Raw genomic sequence first — 25,392 nt, 5'->3', positions numbered from 1 at the left:
GTTCATGAACCCCATGGAACCCACGAACATCACCCACGCCTCCTTCGTCACCCTCCCTGTCGAGGACCAGGACCGCGCCCTGCGCTTCTACGCGGACGTACTCGGCTTCGAGGTCACCGCGGACCGGGACATGCCTCCCGGGCGGTGGCTCCAGGTCGCGCCCAAGGGGGCGCAGACCGTCTTCACGCTCTCGGGTCCGGGCATGGGCGGTTTCACGCCCGGCGAGACCCGGGGGATCATGTTGGTCACGACCGATGTCGACGCCGACTGCGCGCGGCTCGCCGCCGCGGGCGTCGTGGTGGAAGGCCCCGACGACCTCCCCTGGGGCCGCATGGCCTCGTTCCGCGACCCGGACGGCAACGGTCTGATGCTGATCACGGAGAAGGAAGGCTTCTGATCGCGCCATGACGACCATCGGGGCCCATGAGGACCGCCTCTTCGCCGCGCTCGCCAACGCCACCCGCCGAGAGGTGCTGCGGCTGCTGCGCGACGACGGGCCCCAGCCCGTCCAGGCGCTCGCCGACCACTTCGACATGCGCCGCCCGAGCCTGTCGGAACACCTCAAGGTGCTCAGGGAGGCCGGGCTGGTGTCGGAGGAGCGCGCGGGGCGGCAGCGGATCTACCGCCTGGAGGCCGCGCCGCTCGCCGACGTGCAGGACTGGCTCCACCCGTACGAGCGGTTCTGGCGCGACAGGCTCAAGGGCCTCGGCGATCTCCTGGACCGCATGCCCGACGATGACGAGACATGAGCCCCGTTCCGCAGTCCGAGCCGGCGGACGACCTGACGACCATCCGCGTCGACCAGTTCCTCCCGCACCCGCCCGCCAAGGTCTGGCGCGCCCTCACCGAGCCCGAGCTGCTCGTGCAGTGGCAGATGCAGGGGTCGGAGGACTTCCGGCTCGAAGTCGGCCACCAGTACACGCTGACGTCGGTCCCGCGCCCCAACTCCAACTTCTCCGGCACCGTTGACGTGCGCGTTCTCGCGTACGAGCCGGAGCGGATGCTGCGCGTCCGGTGGGCGGACACGGATCCCGCCAATCCCACGGATTGGACCATTACTTGGACACTGGAACACGAAGGCCGCGGTACGCGTCTGTTCCTAGTACACGAGGGATTCGATCCGGACGATCCCGCACAGATGATGGCGCGGAAGATTATGGACGGGGGCTGGAGGTCGCATGTGATGCGAGCTCTGGGGAATGCGCTGGACCGGCTGTAGCTCCTTTGCGAGCCGGCGAGCAGCAGGCCGTAGTCAAGCGAACAACAGCCGGTAGTCAAGTGCCGGTAAAAGCTGTAACCGCAGGACCACCCCGCGTGCACGTGCATCTGCCCATGCATCTGCACATGAACAGAGCTATGATCCGGGTCAGTTGACCACTGCATCTATGGCCACTTCAGCCACTGCACGACCGGGGAGCGACCTGTGGACCACGACGTGTACGACGTGGATGACGTGTACGACGGCACGGCTGACGACGTGTACAACGGCATGGCCGCGACCGCGCTCAACGGGGTGGCCTGGCAGAAGAGCCGGCACAGCAACTCGCAGGGCTCCTGCGTGGAGTTCGCCCGGCTGCCCGGTGGCGACGTGGCCGTGCGGAATTCGCGGTTCCCCGAGGGGCCCGCGCTCGTCTACACGCGCGCCGAGATAGAGGCGATGCTCCTGGGCATCAAGGACGGCGAGTTCGACCACCTGATCGCGGGCTGATGACGCCCGCCCGCCGGTGCGACCGAGGGCGATCGCCGCTCGACGCTGCGTAACGCGCGTAGAACCGCGGCGCCAAAAGGCGCCGCGGTTTCCTATTCGGCGGTCACCGACGGCTGGAGCCGGAACAGCGCCCAGACGACCTTGCCGCTGAGGGTGCCCGCGAGCGGGTGCCAGCCCCAGCTGTCGGCGAACGAGTCGACCAGGAAGAGGCCGCGGCCCGACTCCGCCGAGAAGTCGTCCGAGTCACCCGCGACCGGGCTGTCGTGACTGGGGTCCCGCACCGCGCACACCAGACGCGAGGTCCACCGCATCAAGTGCAGCCGCACGGGCGGGCCTTGGTCGTCCCGGGGCGTGTCTGAGGGCAATGCGTGCCGCAGGGCGTTGGTGACGAGCTCGGAAACCACCAGGCAGACGTCGTCGAAGCGGTCGCCGATGTCCCACTGGTCCAGCGTTCTGCGGGTGAACTGCCGTGCTTCGCGCACCGCTTCGTAGCGGGCGGGCAGGGCGCAGGAAGCGGCGTCGGACACGGCCGCGGGATCGAGCGGCGGAAGTCCCTGCCGTAAGGGCTCGAGCATGGTCGATCCATTCGTCCCCATGCGAGGCACTCCCGGGTGTTCGCGGTCGTTGCGATGCAGCGGTGGCGCGGGGACCATGGTTCCGAATGCGTACAGCAGATGCAAGGGCAGATGCACGTGCACGCGCCCGAATTAGACCTTCGTCTACCAGTTCTTGCTCATTTCTTCTGTCACCTTCTTCCCTCTTGTTGGCCCTCTCCTGATCTTTTCCTGTGTGGCTCCTTTGGCTACTTTCCGTTTCCGTAATCGAACGAGTACTGCTTGAAGTGTTTTAGTGGCAGACTTCGGCCCCGGAAGACGGTTGGGGAGGCGGACGAACGTGAGCGCTGGTGAGTCGAGCGGCTCGGTGGTGCGGCGCATGCTGCTGGGGTCACATCTGCGGCGCCTGCGGGAGGCGCGTGGAATCACCCGGGAAGCGGCCGGTTACTCGATCCGTGCCTCCGAATCGAAGATCAGCCGCATGGAGTTGGGACGGGTGAGCTTCAAGACGCGCGACGTCGAGGACCTGCTGACGCTGTACGGCATCACGGACGAGGCGGAGCGCACCTCCCTCGTCTCGCTCGCGAAAGAGGCCAATGTCGCGGGCTGGTGGCACAGTTACTCGGACGTCCTGCCCAGCTGGTTCCCGACCTACGTCGGCCTCGAAGGCGCGGCCCATCTGATCCGGGTCTACGAAGTGCAGTTCGTGCACGGCCTGCTGCAGACCGAGGCGTACGCGCACGCGGTCGTCGCGCGCGGCATGAAGGGCGCGTCCGTCGCCGACATCGACCGCCGCGTGGCGTTGCGCCTGGAGCGCCAGAAGTACCTCGTCTCCGAGAACGCCCCGGAGTTCCACATCGTGCTCGACGAGGCCGCGCTGCGCCGCCCGTACGGCGACCGCGAGGTGATGCGCGGACAGCTCCAGCATCTGATCGAGGTCTCGGAGCGTCCCAACGTACGACTTCAGGTCATGCCGTTCAGCTTCGGCGGGCACTCCGGCGAGAGCGGCTCCTTCACCATCCTGAGTTTCCCGGAGTCCGACCTGTCGGACGTCGTCTATCTGGAACAGCTCACCAGCGCGCTCTACCTGGACAAGCGTGAGGACGTCACCCAGTACGAGAGCGCGCTGAAGCAGCTGCAGCAGGACAGTCCGGGTCCTTCCGAGAGCCGCGACTTGCTGAGGGGGCTGCTCCAGCTCTCCTGAGAGTCTGCACGGAGTCTCCGAAGGCGTTCTCCAACTCCCTTGAAACACAAGTACGATGACGCGTGATCAGACCGTGATCGGATGTCTGCTTCGGCAGCGCAGGGATTGAGGGATTGAGGAGCACATGTCGTCCTACTTCACCGACCTGGCCCAGCAGTACATCGACGGTGAGTGGCGCCCGGGCACCGGCTCCTGGGACATCATCGACTTCAACCCGTACGACGGCGAGAAGCTGGCGTCGATCACCATAGCCACCGCGGACGAGGTCGATCAGGCCTACCGCGCGGCCGAGCGCGCCCAGAAGGCATGGGGTGCGACCAACGCGTACGCCCGTCGCGCGGTCTTCGAGAAGGCCCTGCGCATCATCGAGGAGCGCGAGGCCGAGATCACCGAGGTGATCATCGCCGAGCTCGGCGGCACCCACCTCAAGGCCGGCTTCGAACTGCACCTCGCCAAGGAGTTCCTGCGCGAGTCGATCCAGCTGGCGCTGCGCCCCGAGGGCAAGATCCTCCCCTCGCCGATCGACGGCAAGGAGAACCGCGTCTACAAGGTCCCCGTCGGCGTCGTCGGTGTGATCAGCCCCTTCAACTTCCCCTTCCTGCTGTCGATCAAGTCCGTCGCGCCCGCGCTCGCGCTCGGCAACGGCGTAGTCCTCAAGCCGCACCAGAACACCCCGATCGTGGGCGGCTCCCTGGTCGCCAAGGTCTTCGAGGACGCGGGCCTGCCGGGCGGTCTCCTCAACGTCGTCATCACCGACATAGCCGAGATAGGCGACGCCTTCATCGAGCACCCGGTGCCCAAGGTCATCTCCTTCACCGGCTCCGACAAGGTCGGCCGCCACGTGGCCACCGTCTGCGCCTCGAACTTCAAGCGCTCCGTCCTGGAACTGGGCGGCAACAGCGCCCTGGTGGTCCTGGACGACGCGGACATCGACTACGCGGTCGACGCGGCGGTCTTCAGCCGGTACGTCCACCAGGGCCAGGTCTGCATGGCCGCCAACCGTGTCCTCGTGGACCGCTCGATCGCCGACGAGTTCACCGAGAAGTTCGTCGCCAAGGTCAAGACGCTGAAGGCGGGCGACCCGAGCGACCCGCAGACGGTCATCGGCCCGGTGATCAACTCCTCGCAGGCGGACGCGATTTCGGGCGCCGTGGAGCAGGCGATCGCGGAGGGTGCCACGGCCCTGGTGCACGGCGCGACGACCGACAACCTGGTCGAGCCCTCCGTCCTGACCGGCGTCCCCGGCGACTCGTCCCTCCTCCAGCAGGAGATCTTCGGCCCGGTCGTCTTCCTCGTCCCCTTCGACGGCGAGGAGGAGGCGGTCCGCCTCGTCAACGACACCCCGTACGGACTGAGCGGCGCCGTCCACACGGGTGACATCGAGCGCGGCGTGAACTTCGCCAAGCAGATCGACACCGGCATGTTCCACGTCAACGACGGCACCGTGCACGACGAGCCGCTGGTCCCCTTCGGCGGTGAGAAGCACTCCGGTATCGGCCGTCTGAACGGCGAGACGACCGTCGACGCGTTCACCACGGTGAAGTGGATCTCGGTGCAGCACGGGCGCAGCTTCTTCCCGTTCTAGGACGTCTTCGCAGTTCCAGGACGTCTTCGCTCCCGCCGGGCCCTTGCGGACAGAAGCTGACCGCAAGGGCCCGTAGCTTCGTCGGTGTCAGGCAGAAGGTGCCCGGCAAGAGGTCCCGACGAAAGGCGGCCGGTCATGGTGACTCATGTGCGAGCGGAGGCTCAGGGTGACGAGCGCGGGGCGCTGCTCTCCTTCCTGGAGGAACAGCGGGGCGGTATCCGCCGGGCACTGCTCGGGCTGACCGAGGAGCAGGCGGCTTCGCGCCCCAGCGCGAGCGAGCTGTCCCTGTCCGGGCTGCTCAAGCATGTCGCCGAGACCGAGCAGGGCTGGGTCGCCCGTGCCAAGGGCGAGTCACCGGCCGTCAAGCGGGACGTGTCGAACTGGCACGAGTGTTTCGTCCTCGCCGAAGGCGAGACCGTCGATGCGCAGCTCGCGTACTGGGAGAAGGTCGCGGCCGAGACGGACGCGTTTCTCCGCTCGGTGCCCAGCCTCGACGACACCTTCGCGCTCCCGAGCGACCCTTGGTTCCCGCCGGAAGAGCGGGTCTCGATGCGCTGGCTGGCGCTCCACCTGATCCGCGAGACGGCCCGGCACGCCGGCCACGCCGACATCATCCGCGAATCCCTGGACGGAGCGACCGCCTTCGAGCTGGTGGCCCGGGAGCAGGCGGGTTGACCTTCGCGCTCTAGGCTGGAGCGCATGTCAGCGATCCGTCTTCTCGTGCTGGGTGCGGTCCGCCAGCACGGGCGGGCCCACGGCTACCAGGTGCGCAACGACCTGGAGTACTGGGGCGCGCACGAGTGGTCCAATGCCAAGCCCGGCTCGATCTACCACGCGCTCAAGCAGATGGCGAAGCAGGGACTGCTGCACGCCCACGAGATCGCGCCATCGACGGCCGGCGGACCGCCGCGCACCGAGTACGAGATCACGGACAAGGGCACCGAGGAGTTCCTGGCCCTCCTGCGCGAGTCCCTGACGTCGTACGACCAGAAGATGGACGTCCAGTCGGCGGCGATCGGCTTCATCGTCGATCTGCCGAGGGGCGAGGCGGTGGCGCTCCTGAAGGAGCGGATCCGGAAGATCGAGGAGTGGCGGGCCGCTGTCACCGAGCACTACGTGCCCGAGGACGGTCCCGAACAGCTCGGCCACATCGGCGAGATCATGAACCTCTGGGTGCACACCGCCGACGCCGACGCCGAGTGGACGCGCGGCCTGATCGCGCGGATCGAGGGCGGGGCCTACACCTTCGCGGGTGAGGGTGAGCCGTTCGTGGGCGTCCTCGCCGAGGGCGAGGAGAACCCGTACGCGACGGGGACGCCGCACCCCGGGGACCGCGACTAATCAAGTTTGACGAATGAGGCCTCCGGGGTTACTTTCGAGAAGTAGTCAAGTTTGACTAACGAGGGAGGGGTCAGTGGCCGACGCGGCGATCACCGTCGAAGGGGCACGCAAGAGGTATGGCGACAAACAGGCACTCGACGGGCTCGACCTGCTGGTCGGACGCGGCACGGTGCACGGAGTGCTCGGCCCCAACGGCGCGGGCAAGACGACCCTGGTGCGGATCCTGTCCACCCTGCTGCGGCCCGACGAGGGCCGCGTCGAGGTCGCGGGCTACGACGTGCTGCGCGAGGCGGGCCGGGTACGGCTGCGCATCGGCCTGCTCGGCCAGCACGCCGCGCTCGATGAGGAGCTCGGCGGACGCCAGAACCTGGAGATGTTCGGCCGCCTGCACCACCTGGGCGCCCGGCACGCGCGCGTGCGGGCCGACGAGCTCCTGGAGCGCTTCGGACTCGCGGACACCGGCCGCAAGGCGGTCAAGCGCTACAGCGGCGGCATGCGGCGCCGTCTGGACCTCGCCGCGTCCCTCGTCACCGACCCGGACGTGCTGTTCCTGGACGAACCGACGACGGGGCTCGACCCGCGCGGCCGGGCCGAGGTGTGGGCGTCCGTGCGCTCGCTGGTCGGCGGCGGCACCACGGTCCTGCTGACCACGCAGTACCTGGAGGAGGCCGACCAGCTCGCCGACCGCATCTCCGTCGTCGACCACGGGCGCGTGATCGCCGACGGCACGGCGGACGAGCTGAAGGCCCGCACGGGCGGCGACCGCATCGACGTGGTGCTCCGCGACGCGGGCCAACTGGGCGCCGCCGTGGCCCTGTTGCCGTTCCCCGCCGAGGGCGTCTCGGTGGACGCCGACCGCCGGCTCCTCAGTGCCCCGGTCACCGACCGCATGGCGGCGCTCGCCGGCGCCGTACGCGCCCTTGAGGAGGCCGGGATCGAGGCGGAGGACATCGCGCTGCGGCGGCCGACGCTGGACGAGGTGTTCCTGCACCTGACAGGGGACGACCACCGAGTGAAGGAGGCCGCGTGAGCACGACGTACGAGACGAGTCGTCGCCCGGGTACGTACGGGGCGTACGCCCTCGCAGACTGCTGGACCATGACCCGCCGCGAACTCGCCCACTGGGCAAGGCAGCCGGTCCAGGTGGTCGTCGGTCTCGCCTTCCCTGTGATGCTGCTGCTGATGTTCGGCTATTTGATCGGCGGCGGACGGGGTGTCGAGGGCGACTACGTCGACTTCCTGGTGCCCGGCATGCTCGCGCTGACCATGGCCTTCGGCCTGGAGGGCACGATGCTGGCCGTCACCCAGGACCTCAACAAGGGCGTGATCGACCGCTTCAGGTCGATGCCCATGGCCAACGGCGCGGTCCTGGTGGGCCGTTCCGCCGCCGACATGCTCCAGTCCGCGGTGGGCCTGGCCGTGCTGATCGGCGTCGGGTACGCGATCGGCTGGCGGGCGGAGGGCTCGTTCTCCGAGTTCCTCGGTGCGGTGGGCCTTCTGCTGCTCTTCCGTTTCGCCATGCTGTGGATCGGCATCCACCTCGCGATGGTGGCCGGCAAACCGGAGATGGTGCAGGCCGTCCAGATCCTGGTCTGGCCGGTCGGCTTCCTGTCCAACGCCTTCGCGACCCCGGACTCCATGCCCGACTGGCTGGGCACGGCGGTCCAGTGGAACCCGATGTCCCAGACGGCGACGGCGGTACGCGACCTGTTCGGCGGCCCGGGCGGGGAGCCGGGCCACGTTTGGCCGGCCGTGCTCTGGCCGCTGGCTCTGCTGGCGGTGTTCTTTCCGCTGGCGGTACGGCGGTTCGGGCGCCTGAGCCGCTAGGTGATGACCGCTGGGTTCGCGTCACCGCAAGAGCGTGGCGCCGGGTCGCCGTAAGGGCGGCCCGGCGCTGGTGCGCCGCGGGGGCGCGGAATTACTGCACGTTGACGAAGTCGCCGCTCGAGTTCTTGGCACTGGTGGTCGTGGTGCCCGCGTAGACGAACCGGTAGAACCCGTCGGACGTGGCGCTGGTGGTGGCCTTCAGGACTCCGCCGGTGCCGCTGGTGACCGTCTTGAGGGTGGTGTACGTGTCGCTGTCCGCCTTGCGGAACTGCAGCTTCACCGACCGGCCGCTCAGGCCCGCGTACTTGCCGGTCTCCCAGTCGGCGCGGGTGAGGGCGCCCTTGACCGTGATGGTCCTGCCCTTCGCCACCGGTTCGGGGGAGGCGTCGGCGGTCAGCGCGGTGTTGCGCTTGATCTGCACGGTGCCGGCGTAGCCGTTGTTGGTGGAACCGCTCGGGCGGCCGTACGCGATGGCGTACGCGTGCCAGGTGCCGGCATAGCCGTTGTCACGCAGGTCGGTCGTCACGTCCACGGTGAAGTGGACCGTGCAGGTCGAGGTCTGCGCGTCGGCCGCCACGCAGGAGCCCGACCCCTCCTCGGCCGGCAGCAGCGTGCCGTCCATGCCGGCGTCGTCGAAGGAGGTTCCGTGCCACAGGGCGACCCAGCCGCCGGTGATGCCGTCCGGGTCGGTCGCGGTCACCGTGGCGGTGAACGTCTTCTTGGTGGTGGTGCCGAAGACGAGGTCCTTGCCGCCGTTGACGACGACCTTCGTGATCGTCGTGTCGTCACTGGTCATCGGCCGTGCATCCGCCTGCGCGGCGGCCGGAAGGGCAAGTGCCGACGAGAGAGCCAGGGCGCCGGACAGAGCGGCGACAGTAGCGCGTATGCGCATGTGCATCCCCACGGAGAAGGAGAACGGGCCACGCGGAATATTTCCCGACAAGAGCCCATGGGCGCACGCATCGTACAGACCATTTTCGGCCACGGCGACAACACCGATCTCTTCCTGTTCCTGGGGAACTTGGGGACCGGCGGGCACCGTCAGTCACTACGGCAGCTCACGGCCCGCGGCTCGCGGCCCACGGCCCACAGCTCGCGGCCCAGGACATCAGGCCCGGACTTCGGAGTGAGGAACCCCCGCAATGCCCATGCCCCCATCACTTCTGACGATCGGCCAGGCGGACGCCCGCCGCCTGGCCCTGACCCGGCAGCACCTGTCCGCCGTCCGCCCGGCGGCGGACGCGGCCGGCCTGCGCACGGTCCTGCGGTCGCTGCGCTGTCTCCAACTGGATCCCGTCAGCGTCGTGGCCCCCAGCCATGAACTCGTCCTCTGGAGCCGCCTCGGCCCCCAGGCGGGGGCCCATCTCCCCACCCTGTGGTGGCAGGAGCGGTGGCTGTTCGAGTACTGGGCCCACGCCGCGGCGGTCGTCCTCACCGAGGACTACCCGCTCCATCGGGTGTCGATGGACGGCTATCCCCCGCAGAACCTCTCGCTCACCAGAACCTGGATGGACGCCAACGACCAACTGCGCAAGCACATACTCCACCGCCTCGGCGAAGGCACCCCGTTGCCCACCGACGCCTTCGAGGACCGGGCGGTGATGGACTGGCCCTCCACCGGCTGGACCGCGGGCCGCAACGTCGAGCGGATGCTCACCTTCCTCTGGCTGCAGGGCAGGATCATGGTGGCGGGCCGTGCGGCGGGACAGCGCCTCTGGGGGCTCCCGGACGCCTGTCTCCCGGCCGACGCCGACCGGGCGGCGATGTCGCCCCGGGAGATGGTTACGGCGGCCACGGAGCACACGCTGCGCGCCCTCGGCGTCGCCCGCCCCCTGGACATCAGGCAGTACTTCCTGCGCGGCAAGTACGACGGCCTGCCCGAGGTGTTGCGCAGCCTCACCAAGGAGGGCCGCGCCGTCGCCGTGAAAGTCGAGGACGCGCCCTCTGCCGCCGAGACCTGGTACGTGCACACCGACGCGCTCGCCGACCTGGAGGCGATCCGCGCGGGCGACTGGCAGGGCCGCACCGCGCTGCTCTCGCCCTTCGACAACCTCATCAACGACCGCCGCCTCACCGAACGCCTGTGGGGCTTCGCCTTCCGCAACGAGATGTACGTACCGAAGGCCAAACGCCAGTACGGCTACTACCTGCTCCCGATCCTGCACGGCGACCGCCTCGTCGGCCGGGCCTCACCCCGCTTCGACCGCAACCGGGGAGTCCTGGCGATCGAGGGCCTGTACTTGGAGGCCGACATCAAGCCGACGGCGACGCTGTGCCGGTCGGTCGTCGCTCAACTCGCCGACCTGGCGACCCTCGTCGGCGCGAACGGCATCGAGTACGGCGACAGGGTGCCCGACCGCTGGCGCCCGCTGCTGCGTTAGTGGTGGAAGCTGGTCGCCCTGTCCTTGTCCCGGGTCAACGGGTGTGACTGTCGGCGCAGTTCGGGCAGCAGGCGGCTCAGGTCCTCCATGAAGAGGTCGGCGAGGTCGGTGGTGAAGCCGTTGCGGCACACCACGCGCAGCACGGCCAGGTCCTCGCGGTTCGCCGGGAAGGTGTACGCGGGCAGCAGCCAGCCGTGCTCGCGTATCCGCCGGGACACGTCGAAGACGTCGTACGAGGTCACCTCGGGCGCCGTCGTGAGGGCGAAGACCGGCAGCTGGTCGCCCCGGGTGAGCAGCGTGAAGTCACCCAGCGCCGAGATGCGTTCGGCGAGCCCGCGGGCCACGTCCCGGGTCGTCTGCTGCACCGCCCGATAGCCCTCGCGGCCCAGGCGCAGGAAGGTGTAGTACTGCGCCACGACCTGCGCGCCGGGGCGGGAGAAGTTGAGCGCGAAGGTCGGCATGTCGCCGCCCAAGTAGTTGACCCGGAAGACGAGTTCCTCCGGCAGCTCGGCCGCCGACCGCCACAGCGCCCAGCCGACACCCGGGTAGACCAGGCCGTACTTGTGTCCCGAGGTATTGATCGACGACACCCTCGGCAGCCGGAAGTCCCAGACCAGGTCCTCGTCGAGGAAGGGCGCGATCATGGCCCCGGAGGCGCCGTCGACATGGACGGGGACGTCCAGGCCGGTGCGCTCCTGGAGCTCGTCGAGGGCCGCGCACAGCTCGGCGATCGGCTCGTAGGACCCGTCGAAGGTCGACCCGAGGATGCCGACGACCCCGATGGTGTTCTCGTCGCACAGCTCGGCCGCCGCCCGGGGGTCGAGGTGGAACCGGTCGCCCTCCATCGGGACCAGGCGCGGCTCGACCTCCCAGAAGTTGCAGAACTTGTCCCAGCAGACCTGGACGTTGATGCCCATGACGAGATTGGGGCGTGCCCCCGGGTAGCGGTCCGCGTTCCGCTGCGCCCACCGTCGCTTCAGCGCCATCCCGGCCAGCATGCACGCCTCGCTCGACCCGGTGGTCGAACAGCCGACCGCGGCCGACGGATCCGGCGCGTTCCACAGCTCGGCGAGCATCGCCACGCAGCGGCGCTCCAGCTCGGCCGTGCGCGGGTACTCGTCCTTGTCGATCATGTTCTTGTCCCGGCACTCCGCCATCAGGACCCCGGCCTGCGGTTCCATCCAGGTGGTGACGAAGGTGGCGAGGTTCAGCCGTGAGTTCCCGTCCAGCATGAGCTCGTCGTGGACGAGTTGGTACGCGATCGTGGGGGGCAGCGGGCCATCGGGGAGCCGGTGTTTCGGCGGGGCCTCGACCATGTCGCTGATCGGATTCGTCTCCCCGTAGAACGGGTTGACGGACCTCGGGTGGTCGTCGGGCTTCTCGTGGCCTCGGTGAAGTGGCATGACGTCTCCTCGTTTCTCAGCGGACCGGACTTCCGTCGTCGTGGAGTTGCATCTGCGGTCGGCCGGTCACCAGCAGCCAGGCCGGCAGGGACGCGATGCACATCAGGGCGATGATCGAAGGGGAGGCCACCAGGACGGCGGCCGTGAACAGGCTCACCCAGCCCTGTCGGGTGACGGCAAGGAGCATGCCCAGCACGCCCGCGGCGACACCGAGGGCCGGCTGGACGGCGGGCACGAGGGCGTGGGCGCACAGGCCGAAGGCGGCGCCGATGAAGACCGACGGGAAGATCCGGCCGCCGCGGAACCCGCAGGACGCGGCGACGAGCAGCGCCGCCAGCTTCACCACCGCCATCGTGGCGAACTGTCCGGCCGACCAGCCCTCGGGGTCCTGCGCCAGCTCCGCGACCTCGTCGAGCCCCTTGAAGAGCGTCAGATGGCCGCCGAGGGCGCCCAGCAGGCCGAGCACGAGTCCGCCGGCCGGCAGCGCCAGCATGGGGTGCCTGAGGCGCGCGAAGGCGCCGTGGACGTACGGGAAGGCGTAGACCGCGGTCATGCCGAGCACCACGGCGGCGGAGGCGACCACAAGCGCGGCCAGGACGTCGCGCCAGCCGGGGTGCCCGAGGGGGGGCAGGTTCAGGTCTAAGGCCGGATGGGCCACCAGGGTGGTCGTGATGGCGCCCGCGGCGGCGGCCGTCAGCGGCCCGAAGAGGTTGTCCCACAGCAGACCCTTCAGCTGCTTCCCGGCGAGCGCTTCGGAGATGAGCAGCGCCGCCGCGACCGGCGTCCCGAACAGCGCGCCGATCGTCGCCGCCTCGGCCAGCGCCGCCCACAGACTGCCCGGCATCCGTGGCGCGAACCTGCGTCCCAGCCAGAAGGCGAGCGCGACGTTGGTGGCGATGATCGGGTTCTCCGGGCCCAGACTCGGGCCGCCGGCCAGCATCAGCGCGGTCGCCACCAGCAGGCCCGGCAGGACGAGGGGCGGCATCGGCGCGGCCGCAAGACCGAGGGTTGCCGGGTCGGGGCCCGCGTGTCCCGGCGCCTTCCAGACGACCAGCCCGACCAGTACGCCCGTCGTGGTGAGGACGACGAGCATCCAGAACACGGAGTACCGGCCGATGCCCAGCGCGTCGGGCAGGTTCCCCCACAGGACCCCCTGCAGCTTCTCGGCGAGCTCGCTCACCCCGACGTACAACAGGCTGGCCGCGACACCGACGACGAGCGCCGGGAGGATCAGCGGCAGCAGCGACCGCGCGGGGGTCGCCGGGGCGGGGGCAGTTGCCCGCCGTGCCGCGTCGTGGGTCACGCGGTCACCCTAAGCGGGCAAACAGGACATTACATCCGGAGGTCTCCGAGGGATTCGCTCCGCGGGCTTCCGGACGATTCCTGTCCGGAGGGGCCGGAGGATTCCCGTCCGGAGGGCGCCGGAGGATTCCGCTTGCACCTCACGTCGCGTGAGGATCCATCGTGAAGTGCGTACCGAGAAGGGAGCGGAAGTGAGCTACTCAGTGGGCCAGGTCGCCGGTTTCGCCGGGGTCACGGTGCGCACGCTGCACCACTACGACGAGATCGGCCTGCTCGCGCCCGGCGAGCGCAGCCACGCGGGCCACCGGCGTTACAGCGACGCCGACCTCGACCGGCTGCAGCAGATCCTGTTCTACCGAGAACTCGGCTTCCCGCTCGACGAGGTCGCCGCCCTGCTCGACGACCCGGACGCGGACCCGCGCGCACATCTGCGCCGCCAGCACGAGTTGCTGACCGCCCGGATCGAGAAGCTGCAGAAGATGGCCGCGGCCGTGGAGCACGCCATGGAGGCACGCAAGATGGGCATCAATCTCACGCCCGAGGAGAGGTTCGAGGTCTTCGGCGACAAGGACCCCGAGCAGTACGCCGAGGAGGCGGAGCAGCGCTGGGGCGGCACCGAGGAGTACGCCGAGTCGCAGCGCCGGGCCGCCCGTTACACCAAGGACGACTGGAAGCGCGTACAGGCCGAGGTCGACGCCTGGAGCGAGCGTTACGAGGCCCTGATGGCCGCCGGTGAGCCGCCGGCCGGCGAGGCGGCCATGGATCTGGCCGAGGAACACCGCCGGCACATCAGCAAGTGGTTCTACGAGTGCCCCCACGAGATGCACCGGTGCCTCGGCGAGATGTACGTGTCCGACGAGCGCTTCAAGGCGTTCTACGACTCCATGCGACCGGGCCTCGCCGAGCATCTGAGGGACGCGATCACGGCGAACTCGGCGCGGCACGCGCGAGGAGCCTGACGGCGGGCGCGTGCGGGAAGCCGCCGGTAAGGGGCGTCCGCCGTGGCGGACGCCCCTTACCGGCGTGCGTGCGCTGCTCCTCTGACCCGCGTGCGCTACTCCTTGACCAGGACCACCGCCGTCCCGTACGCGCACACCTCCGTCCCCACGTCCGCCGCCTCCGTCACGTCGAAGCGGAACATCAGCACGCCGTTGGCGCCACGCGCGCGTGCCTGCTCGACGAGCCGCTCCATGGCCTGGTTGCGGGTCTGCACGAGGGTCTTGGTGAGCCCCTTGAGCTCACCGCCGATCATCGACTTCAGACCCGCGCCGATCTGGCTGCCCAGGTGCCGGGAGCGCACGGTGAGGCCGAAGACCTCGCCGATGACCTGCTGGACGCGGTAACCGGGTACGTCGTTCGTCGTCACGACCAGGACGTCCGACTGGGGTCCCTGGCCGCCGCCGTATTCATCGATGCCCATGGCTCACAGCTTTGACCCAGTCACCGCACAGTGCATCCTGGAGTCACCGGTGGAACCTGGGGTCGACACATTGCGTTGATAGCTTTGTGCGGCCGTACCAGGACGCCGTATCTTCCTCCACCCCTCCAGGAGCCCGGAACCGTGACGACGCTTGCCCTTGGTCCAAGCTGGCTGGATCCGAACACGCTCCTGGACAACTTCGGCATCTGGGGCCTGCTGCTCATCGTCTTCGCCGAGTCCGGCCTGCTCATCGGCTTCTTCCTGCCGGGCGACTCGCTGCTGTTCACCTGCGGCCTGCTGATCACCACGGGCACGATGGACTTCCCCCTGTGGGCGGCCATCCTGCTGATCTGCCTCGCCGCGATCCTCGGCGACCAGGCGGGCTATCTCTTCGGCAAGAAGGTCGGCCCCTCGCTCTTCACCCGCCCGAACTCCCGCTTGTTCAAGCAGGAGAACGTGGTCAAGGCCCACGAGTTCTTCGAGAAGTACGGGCCCAAGTCCCTGGTCCTGGCCCGCTTCGTGCCCATCGTGCGCACGTTCACGCCGATCATCGCCGGCGTCAGCGGCATGAAGTACCGCTCGTTCATCACCTTCAACATCATCGGTGGCGTCCTGTGGGGCGCGGGCGTCACGCTGCTCGGCTCCTGGCTCGGCGACATCGACTTCGTCAACAAGAACATCGAGGCGATCCTGATCCTGATCGTCCTCGTCTCGGTGGTCCCGATCATCATCGAGTTCCTGCGCGCCCGCTCCAAGGCCAAGAAGAACCCGCCGCAGGAACCCGCCCAGACCCAGCCCCCGGCCCAGACGCAGGCCGCGCCTCCGGTCATGGACGACGCGACGAGGCCGCTCCGGCTGCAGAACCCCCCGTACGGCAACAACCAGCCCCACCAGGACCAGGGTTACCCGCACCAGCAGCAGTTCCAGGAGCCCTACCCGCGGCAGTACCAGCAGCCCTACGGCTACGACCAGGGTTATGACCAGGGCTACGACCACGGCCAGGCCTACCCGCCTCAGCAGTACCCCCAGGGTCACCAGCAGCAGCCGTACGCCTCGGACCAGGGCTACTACGGCGAGGGGTACCCGCAGAACCGGGGCTGAGCCCCTTGGGGGCGCGGGGCCGTGACACTGTGCGGCTCCGCCGCGGGGGCGCGACAAGCCACATACGGCCCGCAGTCGCCGTCCGTCAGAACGATTCGAGCTCCTGGGCGCGCGGCACTCAGAACCCGCGCGTCCGCTTGGCGGCACGGCGCCCGGCCGCGCGCCCAGCGCCCGGCACCCGCAAGAACAGCCGAGAGATCTCCGACCCCAGATTCACCCCAATGGCGATGGCCATGGCGAGCGCGGCGGCCTTGCTGAGAGACACCAGCCCCTTGTCCACCTCGCTCTGCGCGATCGACAACAGCCCGAAGTAGGTGGCCGACCCTGGCAACAGGGGCCCAATCGCCGCGGTGGTGTACGGCAGCGCCGACGCGAACCGATACCGCGACAGCAACTGCCCGAACAGCCCCACCAGCCCCGCCGCGACGGCGGTCGAGGCGACCGGCGAGATGCCGCCCGCGTAGTGCATCGCCCCGTACACCGACCAGGCCACGCCGCCGTTGAGGGTCACCGCGAGGACGGTGGACCGTTCCTGCTGGAGCAGGATCGCGAAGGTGAGCGACAGCAGCATGGACGCCGCGATCTGCAGAACGGGCCGCTCGGAGACGCTCAGGGCCTCGTCCGGATTGAGCTCGGCGCCCAGCTTCACGCCGAAATAGAGCACCACCAGGACACCGACGACGATGCCCACGAAGAAGTACATGACTTCGAGCAGACGCGCGGACGCCGTGATGTAGAAGCCGGTCAGCCCGTCCTGCACGCCCGCGACGAGCGCCCGCCCGGGCAGCAGCGCGAACAGCCCACCGGTGATCACGGCGGACGCCTTCACATCGACGTTCGTGAGCTGGAGCGCGACGCCGATCGCGGCCGCGGGCATCGCGGCCACCGTGAACTGGTAGAACTCCGGCAGCCCGCGCCCCGCGCACAGCCACGCCAGCCGGTCGCCCAGCATCGCGCCGAGCGCCGCGGCGACGAACACGATCGCGTCACCGCCGACGAGCACCGAGGCCGCCCCCGCGAGCAGTCCGCCGGCGGCGGTCAGCACCCAGCCGGGATAGGGGTGCCGGTTGCGCCGGATCTCGGCGAGCCGCCGGTACGCCTCCTCCAGCGAGATCGCGGTCTCCGGGTCGCTCAGATCGTCGACGAGCCGGAACACGGCCGCGAGCCGCGTGTAGTCGGTGCCCCGGCGGCGTACGGTCCGAGAGGCCGTCACGGGGTCGTCCACGAGGGACGGCTGGTGCGAGATGGACAGCAGCGTGAAGGTGACGTTCGGCTCGCAGCGGTCGAGCCCGTACGAGCGGCAGACGGCGAACATCGCCGCCTCCACGTCCTCGGCGCCCTCACCGCCCGCGAGAAGCAACTCACCGATACGCAGGGTCAGGTCGAGCACGCGCGGGACGGCGGGCCCCGACTCGTCCTCCTTGTGCACCGGTTCGGGCGCCGGACGCTCGGCCACCGGCATGCGCAGCATGGTGCGCATCCGGTCCTGCCAGGGCACGTCCTTGGCCAGGCTGACCACCGGGATGCCGGTCGCCGGGGTGAAGGCGGGTGGGGCGTGCTTCGCGCTGTAGGTGCGCGGAGTACTGAACGCCGAACCCTCCGCCTCGGCGCCGGGCGGCTGCGGTACGTCGAGCCCCTTGGGGAGCGCGAACTCGGACGTCGTCGACGACTCGTCGTCGACAGCCGGGGGCTGCGGCGGCGCCACACCGGCCGGCTGAGTGAAAGCACTCCTCGCCTCGTCCGACTGCGGCTTGCGGTCTTCCGCCTCCGGGTCCGACACCACCACTCCCGACTAGGACCTCCCGTGGGCCCCAGTATGCGTACGGATACACGAACGGGCCGCGCGACCCCGTCAGGGTCACGCGGCCCGAAGGTCACAAGGGGTCAGTGACCGCCCTGCTCCTTCAAGCGCTTGTAGGAACGCTCGATCTCGGCCTCGGCCTCCGTGCGGCCCACCCAGTTGGCGCCCTCGACGGACTTGCCGGGCTCCAGGTCCTTGTAGACCTCGAAGAAGTGCTGGATCTCCAGGCGGTCGAACTCCGACACGTGGTGGATGTCGCGCAGGTGCTCCACACGCGGGTCGTGCGCCGGGACGCACAGCAGCTTGTCGTCGCCGCCGGCCTCGTCGGTCATGCGGAACATGCCGATCGTGCGGCACTGGATGAGGCAGCCCGGGAAGGTCGGCTCGTCCAGAATGACCAGGGCGTCCAGCGGGTCGCCGTCCTCGCCGAGGGTGTTCTCGACGAAGCCGTAGTCGGCCGGGTAGCTGGTCGAGGTGAAGAGTCGACGGTCCAGGCGGATCCGACCGGTCTCGTGGTCCACCTCGTACTTGTTCCGCGAACCCTTCGGAATCTCGATCGTGACGTCGAACTCCACCGGTGGCTCCTCCATGATCAACACATAGTTCTGGTGGTTAAGTGTCCCTCACGCAGGTGTGTGATCGCGAAAGGGGCTGGTGGTCGTGCCAGAGCTGAGGGCTTGGCGGGCCGCGAGACCGCATGTGGTGCGGGTCGCGCGGACGGTGAAACCGCATATGGCGCGGGTCACTCAAGCCGTGCGGCCACGTTCCGTGCAGTTCACGACCCCGCAGCTCACGGCCGTCGCCGCCACCGTGGGCCTGGCGCTCGCGGCCGGGGCGGTGGCCGCGGCCGGTCCCTGGGACTCCTCCGGTCAGCGTACGGCGGAGCGCGACTGGGCCGCATCGCGGGAGGGCGAGGGTGGCACAGATCACGGCCATACATCCGCTACGTCCCAGAAGGCGCCCCGGCCCGCGCCGAGCGCCGCCTCCGTCCTGGCCGGACTCGGCGGCTCCACCGGCACCGCGCCCGCCGAGCAGGCCCTCGCGGACGTCCTGAACCCGCTCCTGGACAACGCCGCCCTGGGCGCGCGGCGCACCGCCGTCGTCGTCGACGTGGCGACCGGCAAGCAGCTGTACAGCAAGGGCGCCGACGAGGTCCAGATCCCGGCCTCCACCACGAAGATCGCCACGGCCGTCGCCGCGCTCGTGGCGCCGGGCCCCGACCACCGCATCGAGACGCGTACGGTCCTGGAGCCCGACACCAAGGAGGTCGTACTCGTCGGCGGCGGCGACCCGACGCTGACGGCGCGCAAGGAAGCCGACGGCTGGGCCAGCCTGCGCACCCTCGCCGACGACACGGCCACCGCCCTGAAGACCCGTCACATGGACCAGGTGACGCTCTCGTACGACACCTCGCTGTACGCCGGACCCGCGCTGCACCCCATCGGCGTCAACGAGAACATCGCGCAGGTCACCGCCCTGATGGTCGACGAGGCCCGCCTCGACGACTCGACCGGCGGACCGGCCAGGCGAGCACCGGACCCGGCGGCGGACGCGGCCCGGAAGTTCGCGGACCTCCTCCACGACAAGGGCATCAAGACGACCGCCCCCGGCGCCTCGAAGGCGACGAGCCGCTCGCAGGCCCTGGCCTCGGTCTCCTCGCCGCCCGTGTCCACCCTGGTCGAGCGGATGCTGACCAACAGCGACAACGACATCGCGGAGGCCCTGGCCCGCCAGGTCGCCCTTGCCTCGGACGAGCCGCCCAGCTTCGAGGGCGACGCCAAGGCGATCCACACGCAGCTGGAGAAGCTCGGACTCCCGCTGTCCGGCACGGACTTCGCGGACGGAAGCGGCCTGAACCGCGCCGACCGGCTCTCCGCCGACCTGCTCACCGCGCTGCTGGCCAAGGCCGGGGACCCGGCCCGCCCCGAACTCCGTACGGTCCTCACCGGCCTCCCCATCGCGGGCTTCACCGGCACCCTCAGCACCCGCTATGCCGACGCCCCCACCGCCACCGGTGTCGTCCGCGCCAAGACCGGCACCCTGACCGGCGTGAACACCCTCGCCGGCACCGTCGTCGACACCGACGGCCGCCTCCTGGCCTTCGCCTTCCTCACGTCCGACGAGGCACACCCCCCGAACCCACTGGAGGCCAGAGCGGCCTTGGACCACACGGCCACGGCGTTGGCGGCCTGCGGCTGCCGGTAGTTGCCGCCTCGCGACGGCGCTGCCCGAGGCCCAGCCCCCGCCGACCCAGGGGGCGCCAAAAGCCCTGTCGGCCCCACGTCGGGGGGCCACCGGCGGAACGTACCCCTAACCGCAGCCGGACGCGCTCACGTACGGTTGACGCATGACGAGCATCGGTGGTGCCGAGATGGTCGACTGGAATCTCGCGGTCGCGACCGCGACCCGACTGGTGCGGCCGGGCCCCGAAGTGAGCCGCGACGAGGCCAGGTCCGTCGTCGCGGAACTGCGCCGGCACGCGAAGGCCTCGGAGGAGCACGTCCGGGGCTTTACTCGTATGGGCGAGGACATCGTGCACGACACCCCCGTACTCGTCGTCGACCGCCCCGGCTGGGTGCGGGCGAACGTCGCGGGGTTCCGGGAGATCCTCAAGCCACTCCTGGACAAGATGCAGGAGCGGCGTGGGAGCACCCCGGGCGGAGCCGTCCTCGGCGCCGTCGGCGGCAAGGTCACCGGCGTGGAACTGGGCATGCTGCTGTCGTTCCTGTCGTCGAGGGTCCTCGGCCAGTACGAGACCTTCGCCCCGGCGACCCGCGAACTGCCCGCCGGCGAGAACGGCGGCGGCAGGCTCCTGCTGGTCGCGCCGAACATCGTGCACGTGGAGCGCGAACTCGACGTGGAGCCCCACGACTTCCGCCTCTGGGTCTGCCTGCACGAGGAGACCCACCGCACCCAGTTCACGGCCGTGCCCTGGCTGCGCGACCACCTGGAGGGTGAAATCCAGTCTTTCTTGGGGGAGACCGACGTCGACCCCATGACCGTCCTGGAGCGCATCAGGGAGGCCGCTCAGTCGCTCGCCGGCTCGCGCCCCGATACCGAGGAGGACGACGGCGGCCGCTCCCTGGTGGAAATCGTGCAGACGCCCGCCCAGCGCGAGATCCTCAGCCGGCTCACCGCCGTGATGTCCCTCCTGGAGGGCCACGCGGACTTCGTCATGGACGGAGTGGGCCCGGCGGTGGTCCCGTCCGTGGGAGAGATCCGCGAGAAATTCCAGCAGCGCCGCGCCAAGGGGGCCTCCCGACTCGACCTGGCGCTGCGCAAGCTGCTCGGTTTGGACGCCAAACTGAGGCAGTACAGGGACGGCGAGCGGTTCGTCAGGGCGGTCGTCGACCAGGTCGGCATGGACGGGTTCAACCGCGTGTGGACCTCCCCGAACACCCTCCCGACCAAGACGGAGATCGCCAAACCGGCGGACTGGGTCGCGCGGGTGCACCGCAAGGCAGAGTCGTGAACCCTACGGGAAGGTCGTGAGACGAATCCGGCCGACGGCAGGCGAACGCCCCTCCAATCACCCGTCCGAGGGACCGTGGGGCATGGGTAGGCGTGCAATGCTCGGGGAACGGCCCGGTTCTGTCACCATCTACACACTCTGAGTGACCGACCTCGGGCTCACCCCCCGAAAACTTCATGAAGGGAACCGGACATGGGTCCCCATCCTGCGGTCGCGGCGATACGCCTGGCGGTTCGCCGCGTACTCCACGACATCCTCACCGAGCACACGCCCGCCCCCGACACCCGGCGCACGCCCGGCGTCGGCGCCGCGCGCCCGTCAGCCCCCGACGCGGAACGTGTGCCCGCTCCCGGTACACGGCGCACACCCACACCCGTCCCAGCCCAGCCCCCGCACGAGCCGCCGACGCCGCTCGTGCTCGTCGCATGCTCCGGCGGCGCCGACTCCATGGCACTCGCCTCCGCCCTCGCCTTCGAAGCCCCCAAACTCGGCATTCGCGCCGGTGCCATCACCGTCGACCACGGTCTGCAGCCCGGCTCCGACCTGCGCGCCGACGAAGTCGTGCTGCGCCTCACCGAACTGGGGCTGACCCCCGCCGAGTCCATCGCCGTCACCGTCGGACGCGACGGCGGGCCCGAGGCCGCCGCCCGCGACGCCCGGTACGCCGCCCTGGACGCCGCCGCCGAGCGCCACGGCGCCACGGCGATCCTGCTCGGCCACACCCGCGACGACCAAGCCGAAACCGTCCTGCTCGGCCTCGCCCGTGGCTCCGGCATCCGCTCCCTGTCCGGAATGGCCGCGGTCTCGGGGGCCGACGGCCGTTACCGCCGCCCGTTCCTGCACCTGGACCGGCAGACCGCCCGCAAGGCCTGCATGGCCCAGTCGCTGCCCGTCTGGGACGACCCGCACAACGCCGACCCGGCCTACACCCGCTCCCGGCTGCGCCACGAGGGCCTGCCCGCCCTGGAGAAGGCGCTCGGCAAGGGTGTCGTCGAAGCCCTCGCCCGTACGGCCCAGCTCTCCCGCGACGACGCCGACGCCCTGGACGCCTGGGCAAGCCAGGCCGAGGCCTCCGTACGCGACGCGGCAGGCCTCCTGGAGTGCGCCAAGCTCTACGCCCTGCCCCCCGCCGTACGCCGCCGCATCCTGCGCCGCGCCGCCATCGAGGCAGGCGCCCCGGCCGGTTCGCTGTTCGCCCGCCACATCGAAGAAGTCGACCGGCTGATCACCGGCTGGCGCGGCCAGGGAGCCATCAATCTCCCGGGCAAAGTCGTCGCTCAGCGGCAGGGTGGCAGACTGGTGATTCGGCAAGGCTGAAACCGGACCCTCCACCGGGACCGCTTACGCGGCGCGTGGGCGGTCCGAGCGGCCGGTGGGACGGACGACCGAAAGTGATGCGGGTGGACGCGAAAGACATGGGCACCGACCTCAAGTCGGTGCTCATCACCAAGGAAGAGATCGACGCCAAGCTGGCTGAGCTGGCCGCGAAGATCGACGCGGAGTACGCGGGCAAGGACCTGCTGATCGTCGGTGTCCTCAAGGGCGCCGTGATGGTCATGGCAGACCTGGCGCGTGCGCTGTCCACCCCGCTCACCATGGACTGGATGGCCGTGTCCTCGTACGGCGCGGGCACCCAGTCCTCCGGTGTGGTGCGGATCCTCAAGGACCTCGACACCGACATCAAGGGCAAGCACGTCCTCATCGTCGAGGACATCATCGACTCCGGGCTGACCCTGTCCTGGCTGATCTCCAACCTCGGCTCCCGCGAGCCCGCCTCCCTCAAGGTGTGCACGCTGCTGCGCAAGCCGGAGGCGGCCAAGGTCGCGATCGACGTGGAGTGGGTCGGCTTCGACATCCCGAACGAGTTCGTCATCGGCTACGGCCTCGACTACGCGGAGAAGTACCGCAACCTCCCGTTCGTCGGTACGCTCGCGCCTCACGTCTACGGCGGCTGAGCGCCCGCCCTTTTTGAGGGCGGCTCAGTCCCTGTAGGACGATCGGGAACCCCAGCGGGTTTCGCGCCGTTGGAGCATGCGTAGGCGGGAATGCCAGCAGTCCCATGCGGCTTCGGGTCACAATGCTGGGGTACCGTCCGAAGAACAGTCTTTATCAAACTCACTATGGCAGGAGGGACGGGGCGGCACCGCTCCGTATGGATGGACGTGAAGCGATACTTCCGTGGGCCGGTCATGTGGATCGTGCTGGCCGTCCTTGCCGTGGTCGTGTTGATGCAGGTCGTCGGTTCGTCCGGCGGCTACAAGACGGTGGACACCGGCCAGGTCGTCCAGGCGATCAATGACAACAAGGTCGAGTCGGCCAAGATCACCACCGGCGACGAGCAGATCATCAAGGTCTCGCTCAAGGATGGCCAAAAGGTCGAGGGCAGCTCGAAGATCCAGTCGAGCTACATCGGCGACCAGGGCGTGGCCCTGGCCAACACACTGCAGGACAAGTACCAGAACAAGCAGATTCCGGACGGCTACACGGTCTCGCCGTCCAAGCAGAACCCGTTCGTCGGCATCCTGCTGTCTCTGCTTCCCTTCGTCCTCATCGTCGTCGTGTTCCTGTTCCTGATGAACCAGATGCAGGGCGGCGGCTCCCGAGTCATGAACTTCGGGAAGTCCAAGGCGAAGCTCATCACCAAGGACACCCCGAAGACGACGTTCTCGGACGTCGCGGGTTCGGACGAGGCGGTCGAGGAGCTCCAGGAGATCAAGGAGTTCCTCCAGGAGCCGGCGAAGTTCCAGGCCGTCGGGGCGAAGATCCCCAAGGGCGTGCTCCTGTACGGGCCTCCTGGTACCGGTAAGACGCTGCTCGCGCGCGCTGTCGCGGGCGAGGCCGGCGTTCCCTTCTACTCGATCTCCGGTTCCGACTTCGTCGAGATGTTCGTCGGTGTCGGTGCCTCCCGAGTCCGCGACCTGTTCGAGCAGGCCAAGGCGAACGCTCCGGCGATCGTCTTCGTCGACGAGATCGACGCGGTCGGCCGTCACCGCGGCGCCGGCCTCGGCGGCGGTCACGACGAGCGCGAGCAGACGCTGAACCAGCTGCTCGTCGAGATGGACGGCTTCGACGTGAAGGGCGGGGTCATCCTGATCGCCGCCACAAACCGGCCCGACATCCTCGACCCGGCCCTCCTGCGCCCCGGCCGCTTCGACCGCCAGATCGCGGTCGACCGCCCGGACATGCAGGGCCGTCTGGAGATCCTCAAGGTTCACCAGAAGGGCAAGCCGGTCGCTCCGGACGTCGACCTGTCGGCGGTCGCGCGGCGTACGCCGGGCTTCACGGGCGCTGACCTGTCGAACGTGCTGAACGAAGCGGCGCTGCTCACCGCGCGCAGCAACGGCAAGCTGATCGACAACAACATGCTGGACGAGGCGATCGACCGCGTCGTGGCGGGCCCGCAGAAGCGGACCCGGATCATGTCGGACAAGGAGAAGAAGATCACCGCGTACCACGAGGGCGGTCACGCCCTGGTCGCGGCGGCATCTCCGAACTCCGACCCGGTCCACAAGATCACGATCCTGTCGCGCGGCCGTGCCCTCGGCTACACGATGGTCCTGCCGGACGAGGACAAGTACTCCACCACGCGCAACGAGATGCTGGACCAGCTCGCGTACATGCTGGGCGGCCGCGCTGCCGAGGAGCTCGTCTTCCACGACCCGACCACGGGCGCTGCGAACGACATCGAGAAGGCCACGGCAACGGCCCGCGCGATGGTCACGCAGTACGGCATGACCGAGCGACTCGGCGCGATCAAGTTCGGCGGCGACAACACCGAGCCCTTCCTGGGCCGGGAGATGTCGCACCCGCGCGACTACTCGGAAGAGGTCGCCGCGCTCGTCGACGAAGAGGTCAAGAAGCTCATCGAGAACGCGCACAACGAGGCCTGGGAAATCCTGGTCGAGAACCGCGACGTCCTCGACCAGCTGGTGCTCCAGCTGCTGGAGAAGGAGACGCTGAGCAAGGAGCAGATCGCCGAGGTCTTCGCTCCCATCGTCAAGCGCCCGGCCCGCCCCGCGTGGACCGGATCCGCTCGCCGCACCCCGTCCACCCGCCCGCCGGTGCTCTCCCCCAAGGAGCTGTCACTGACGAACGGGGCGAACGGCTCGTCGCCGGCCATCGCCAACGCGACGGAATCGGTCCCGGCCACGGAGGCGGCCCCGGAGGACCGCACCGAGAGCTGATTCCAGGCTCCCGGTGGCCTCACCAGGCCCGGAATGAATGCCGCACCCCCCAGGTTCTAGCCTGGGGGGTGCGGCATTTTCGTGTGCCCGCACGTTTGGGACGCGCCGA

The 25,392-nt window shown here is 69.4% G+C and carries 25 protein-coding genes; 18 read left to right on the top strand and 7 right to left on the bottom strand.

Annotated elements, in window-relative coordinates; all coding sequences use genetic code 11:
• Positions 1-4: 4 nt before the first annotated feature.
• The 4 genes from ACZ4RZ_RS35120 to ACZ4RZ_RS35105 all read left to right on the top strand — a co-directional run bounded on the left by ACZ4RZ_RS35120 (position 5) and on the right by ACZ4RZ_RS35105 (position 1,708).
• Positions 5-397 (top strand): VOC family protein, encoded by a 393-nt coding sequence (locus ACZ4RZ_RS35120; protein ID WP_467750867.1) that lies wholly within the window; start codon positions 5-7, stop codon positions 395-397.
• Positions 398-404: 7 nt separating this feature from the next.
• Complete coding sequence (locus tag ACZ4RZ_RS35115; RefSeq protein WP_369261040.1) at positions 405-749, top strand: ArsR/SmtB family transcription factor; 345 nt, start codon at positions 405-407, stop codon at positions 747-749.
• Positions 746-1,219, top strand: a complete 474-nt coding sequence (locus ACZ4RZ_RS35110; protein ID WP_467750866.1) for an SRPBCC family protein — start codon at positions 746-748, stop codon at positions 1,217-1,219. Before ACZ4RZ_RS35115 ends, ACZ4RZ_RS35110 begins: the two co-directional genes overlap by 4 nt.
• A gap of 204 nt (positions 1,220-1,423) precedes the next feature.
• Positions 1,424-1,708, top strand: a complete 285-nt coding sequence (locus ACZ4RZ_RS35105) for a DUF397 domain-containing protein (protein WP_467750865.1) — start codon at positions 1,424-1,426, stop codon at positions 1,706-1,708.
• 92 nt (positions 1,709-1,800) lie between these two features.
• On the opposite strand, the gene ACZ4RZ_RS35100 is transcribed toward ACZ4RZ_RS35105, so the two are convergent.
• Positions 1,801-2,304, bottom strand: coding sequence for an ATP-binding protein (locus ACZ4RZ_RS35100; protein WP_467750864.1), 504 nt, complete (start codon positions 2,302-2,304; stop codon positions 1,801-1,803).
• 337 nt (positions 2,305-2,641) lie between these two features.
• Here ACZ4RZ_RS35100 and ACZ4RZ_RS35095 point away from each other — a divergent pair, with 337 nt between their 5' ends.
• The 6 genes from ACZ4RZ_RS35095 to ACZ4RZ_RS35070 all read left to right on the top strand — a co-directional run bounded on the left by ACZ4RZ_RS35095 (position 2,642) and on the right by ACZ4RZ_RS35070 (position 8,219).
• On the top strand, positions 2,642-3,466 hold the full coding sequence (locus ACZ4RZ_RS35095) for a helix-turn-helix domain-containing protein (protein WP_467750960.1): 825 nt from the start codon (positions 2,642-2,644) through the stop codon (positions 3,464-3,466).
• Positions 3,467-3,590: 124 nt separating this feature from the next.
• Complete coding sequence (locus tag ACZ4RZ_RS35090; RefSeq protein ID WP_467750863.1) at positions 3,591-5,051, top strand: aldehyde dehydrogenase family protein; 1,461 nt, start codon at positions 3,591-3,593, stop codon at positions 5,049-5,051.
• A 135-nt stretch (positions 5,052-5,186) separates the two neighbouring features.
• Complete coding sequence (locus ACZ4RZ_RS35085; protein WP_467750862.1) at positions 5,187-5,726, top strand: DinB family protein; 540 nt, start codon at positions 5,187-5,189, stop codon at positions 5,724-5,726.
• A 24-nt stretch (positions 5,727-5,750) separates the two neighbouring features.
• Positions 5,751-6,392 carry a PadR family transcriptional regulator gene (locus ACZ4RZ_RS35080; protein ID WP_467750860.1) on the top strand — a complete coding sequence of 214 codons (642 nt, stop codon included), beginning with the start codon at positions 5,751-5,753 and terminating at the stop codon, positions 6,390-6,392.
• 73 nt (positions 6,393-6,465) lie between these two features.
• Positions 6,466-7,422: an ATP-binding cassette domain-containing protein gene (locus ACZ4RZ_RS35075; protein ID WP_467750859.1), complete on the top strand. Its 957-nt coding sequence runs from the start codon at positions 6,466-6,468 to the stop codon at positions 7,420-7,422.
• 68 nt (positions 7,423-7,490) lie between these two features.
• On the top strand, positions 7,491-8,219 hold the full coding sequence (locus tag ACZ4RZ_RS35070) for an ABC transporter permease (RefSeq protein WP_467750958.1): 729 nt from the start codon (positions 7,491-7,493) through the stop codon (positions 8,217-8,219).
• A 91-nt stretch (positions 8,220-8,310) separates the two neighbouring features.
• Here the strand turns inward: ACZ4RZ_RS35070 and ACZ4RZ_RS35065 are convergent, their stop codons facing one another.
• Entirely contained in the window at positions 8,311-9,111 is an 801-nt protein-coding gene (locus tag ACZ4RZ_RS35065) for a hypothetical protein (RefSeq protein ID WP_467750858.1), read from the bottom strand.
• A gap of 256 nt (positions 9,112-9,367) precedes the next feature.
• On the opposite strand from ACZ4RZ_RS35065, the gene ACZ4RZ_RS35060 reads away from it, so the two are divergent.
• On the top strand, positions 9,368-10,600 hold the full coding sequence (locus ACZ4RZ_RS35060) for a winged helix-turn-helix domain-containing protein (RefSeq protein ID WP_467750857.1): 1,233 nt from the start codon (positions 9,368-9,370) through the stop codon (positions 10,598-10,600).
• Here the strand turns inward: ACZ4RZ_RS35060 and ACZ4RZ_RS35055 are convergent.
• Together ACZ4RZ_RS35055 and ACZ4RZ_RS35050 are read right to left on the bottom strand one after the other, a co-directional pair.
• A complete protein-coding gene (locus tag ACZ4RZ_RS35055; protein ID WP_467750856.1) occupies positions 10,597-12,003 on the bottom strand; it encodes a glutamate decarboxylase in 1,407 nt (468 codons plus the stop codon). The two genes, ACZ4RZ_RS35060 and ACZ4RZ_RS35055, sit on opposite strands and share 4 nt — an antisense overlap.
• Before the next feature lie 16 nt (positions 12,004-12,019).
• Positions 12,020-13,306 carry an ion channel protein gene (locus ACZ4RZ_RS35050; RefSeq protein WP_467750854.1) on the bottom strand — a complete coding sequence of 429 codons (1,287 nt, stop codon included), beginning with the start codon at positions 13,304-13,306 and terminating at the stop codon, positions 12,020-12,022.
• Positions 13,307-13,496: 190 nt separating this feature from the next.
• Here ACZ4RZ_RS35050 and ACZ4RZ_RS35045 point away from each other — a divergent pair, with 190 nt between their 5' ends.
• Entirely contained in the window at positions 13,497-14,264 is a 768-nt protein-coding gene (locus ACZ4RZ_RS35045) for a MerR family transcriptional regulator (protein ID WP_467750853.1), read from the top strand.
• A 95-nt stretch (positions 14,265-14,359) separates the two neighbouring features.
• On the opposite strand, the gene ACZ4RZ_RS35040 is transcribed toward ACZ4RZ_RS35045, so the two are convergent.
• The gene (locus tag ACZ4RZ_RS35040; RefSeq protein ID WP_467750852.1) at positions 14,360-14,725 is read right to left on the bottom strand and encodes a YbjQ family protein; all 366 of its coding nucleotides are present in this window, start codon (positions 14,723-14,725) and stop codon (positions 14,360-14,362) included.
• Positions 14,726-14,866: 141 nt separating this feature from the next.
• On the opposite strand from ACZ4RZ_RS35040, the gene ACZ4RZ_RS35035 reads away from it, so the two are divergent.
• Positions 14,867-15,826 carry a DedA family protein gene (locus tag ACZ4RZ_RS35035; RefSeq protein ID WP_467750851.1) on the top strand — a complete coding sequence of 320 codons (960 nt, stop codon included), beginning with the start codon at positions 14,867-14,869 and terminating at the stop codon, positions 15,824-15,826.
• 118 nt (positions 15,827-15,944) lie between these two features.
• On the opposite strand, the gene ACZ4RZ_RS35030 is transcribed toward ACZ4RZ_RS35035, so the two are convergent.
• A complete protein-coding gene (locus ACZ4RZ_RS35030) occupies positions 15,945-17,606 on the bottom strand; it encodes a threonine/serine exporter family protein (protein WP_467750850.1) in 1,662 nt (553 codons plus the stop codon).
• A 104-nt stretch (positions 17,607-17,710) separates the two neighbouring features.
• On the bottom strand, positions 17,711-18,202 hold the full coding sequence (locus ACZ4RZ_RS35025; protein WP_168529311.1) for an inorganic diphosphatase: 492 nt from the start codon (positions 18,200-18,202) through the stop codon (positions 17,711-17,713).
• Between the two features lie 79 nt (positions 18,203-18,281).
• Between ACZ4RZ_RS35025 and dacB the strand changes: the two genes are divergently transcribed.
• From dacB to ftsH, 5 genes are all read left to right on the top strand, one after another.
• Positions 18,282-19,832, top strand: coding sequence for a D-alanyl-D-alanine carboxypeptidase/D-alanyl-D-alanine endopeptidase (dacB, locus tag ACZ4RZ_RS35020; protein WP_467750849.1), 1,551 nt, complete (start codon positions 18,282-18,284; stop codon positions 19,830-19,832).
• Positions 19,833-19,974: 142 nt separating this feature from the next.
• On the top strand, positions 19,975-21,099 hold the full coding sequence (locus ACZ4RZ_RS35015; protein WP_467750848.1) for a zinc-dependent metalloprotease: 1,125 nt from the start codon (positions 19,975-19,977) through the stop codon (positions 21,097-21,099).
• A gap of 192 nt (positions 21,100-21,291) precedes the next feature.
• A complete protein-coding gene (gene tilS, locus ACZ4RZ_RS35010) occupies positions 21,292-22,416 on the top strand; it encodes a tRNA lysidine(34) synthetase TilS (RefSeq protein WP_467750847.1) in 1,125 nt (374 codons plus the stop codon).
• Between the two features lie 77 nt (positions 22,417-22,493).
• On the top strand, positions 22,494-23,054 hold the full coding sequence (hpt, locus tag ACZ4RZ_RS35005; protein WP_467750846.1) for a hypoxanthine phosphoribosyltransferase: 561 nt from the start codon (positions 22,494-22,496) through the stop codon (positions 23,052-23,054).
• Positions 23,055-23,255: 201 nt separating this feature from the next.
• A complete protein-coding gene (gene ftsH, locus ACZ4RZ_RS35000; protein WP_467750956.1) occupies positions 23,256-25,283 on the top strand; it encodes an ATP-dependent zinc metalloprotease FtsH in 2,028 nt (675 codons plus the stop codon).
• Positions 25,284-25,392: the final 109 nt, after the last annotated feature.

The sequence above is a fragment of the Streptomyces sp. NPDC027189 genome, assembly GCF_055566975.1.
The sequence above is the reverse complement of the archived record's forward strand: the minus strand, read 5'-3'. Positions and strand labels throughout refer to the sequence as shown.

Coding starts and splice junctions, on each gene's coding strand:
- ACZ4RZ_RS35110 (WP_467750866.1), top strand. CDS start 746: ATGAGCCCCGTTCCGCAGTCCGAGCCGGCGGACGACCTGACGACCATC.
- ACZ4RZ_RS35085 (WP_467750862.1), top strand. CDS start 5,187: ATGGTGACTCATGTGCGAGCGGAGGCTCAGGGTGACGAGCGCGGGGCG.
- ACZ4RZ_RS35100 (WP_467750864.1), bottom strand. CDS start 2,304: ATGGGGACGAATGGATCGACCATGCTCGAGCCCTTACGGCAGGGACTT.
- ftsH (WP_467750956.1), top strand. CDS start 23,256: ATGGACGTGAAGCGATACTTCCGTGGGCCGGTCATGTGGATCGTGCTG.
- ACZ4RZ_RS35095 (WP_467750960.1), top strand. CDS start 2,642: ATGCTGCTGGGGTCACATCTGCGGCGCCTGCGGGAGGCGCGTGGAATC.
- ACZ4RZ_RS35040 (WP_467750852.1), bottom strand. CDS start 14,725: ATGGGCATCGATGAATACGGCGGCGGCCAGGGACCCCAGTCGGACGTC.
- ACZ4RZ_RS35065 (WP_467750858.1), bottom strand. CDS start 9,111: ATGCGCATACGCGCTACTGTCGCCGCTCTGTCCGGCGCCCTGGCTCTC.
- ACZ4RZ_RS35090 (WP_467750863.1), top strand. CDS start 3,591: ATGTCGTCCTACTTCACCGACCTGGCCCAGCAGTACATCGACGGTGAG.
- ACZ4RZ_RS35015 (WP_467750848.1), top strand. CDS start 19,975: ATGACGAGCATCGGTGGTGCCGAGATGGTCGACTGGAATCTCGCGGTC.
- tilS (WP_467750847.1), top strand. CDS start 21,292: ATGGGTCCCCATCCTGCGGTCGCGGCGATACGCCTGGCGGTTCGCCGC.
- ACZ4RZ_RS35080 (WP_467750860.1), top strand. CDS start 5,751: ATGTCAGCGATCCGTCTTCTCGTGCTGGGTGCGGTCCGCCAGCACGGG.
- ACZ4RZ_RS35070 (WP_467750958.1), top strand. CDS start 7,491: ATGACCCGCCGCGAACTCGCCCACTGGGCAAGGCAGCCGGTCCAGGTG.
- hpt (WP_467750846.1), top strand. CDS start 22,494: ATGCGGGTGGACGCGAAAGACATGGGCACCGACCTCAAGTCGGTGCTC.
- ACZ4RZ_RS35055 (WP_467750856.1), bottom strand. CDS start 12,003: ATGCCACTTCACCGAGGCCACGAGAAGCCCGACGACCACCCGAGGTCC.
- ACZ4RZ_RS35115 (WP_369261040.1), top strand. CDS start 405: ATGACGACCATCGGGGCCCATGAGGACCGCCTCTTCGCCGCGCTCGCC.
- ACZ4RZ_RS35060 (WP_467750857.1), top strand. CDS start 9,368: ATGCCCCCATCACTTCTGACGATCGGCCAGGCGGACGCCCGCCGCCTG.
- ACZ4RZ_RS35120 (WP_467750867.1), top strand. CDS start 5: ATGAACCCCATGGAACCCACGAACATCACCCACGCCTCCTTCGTCACC.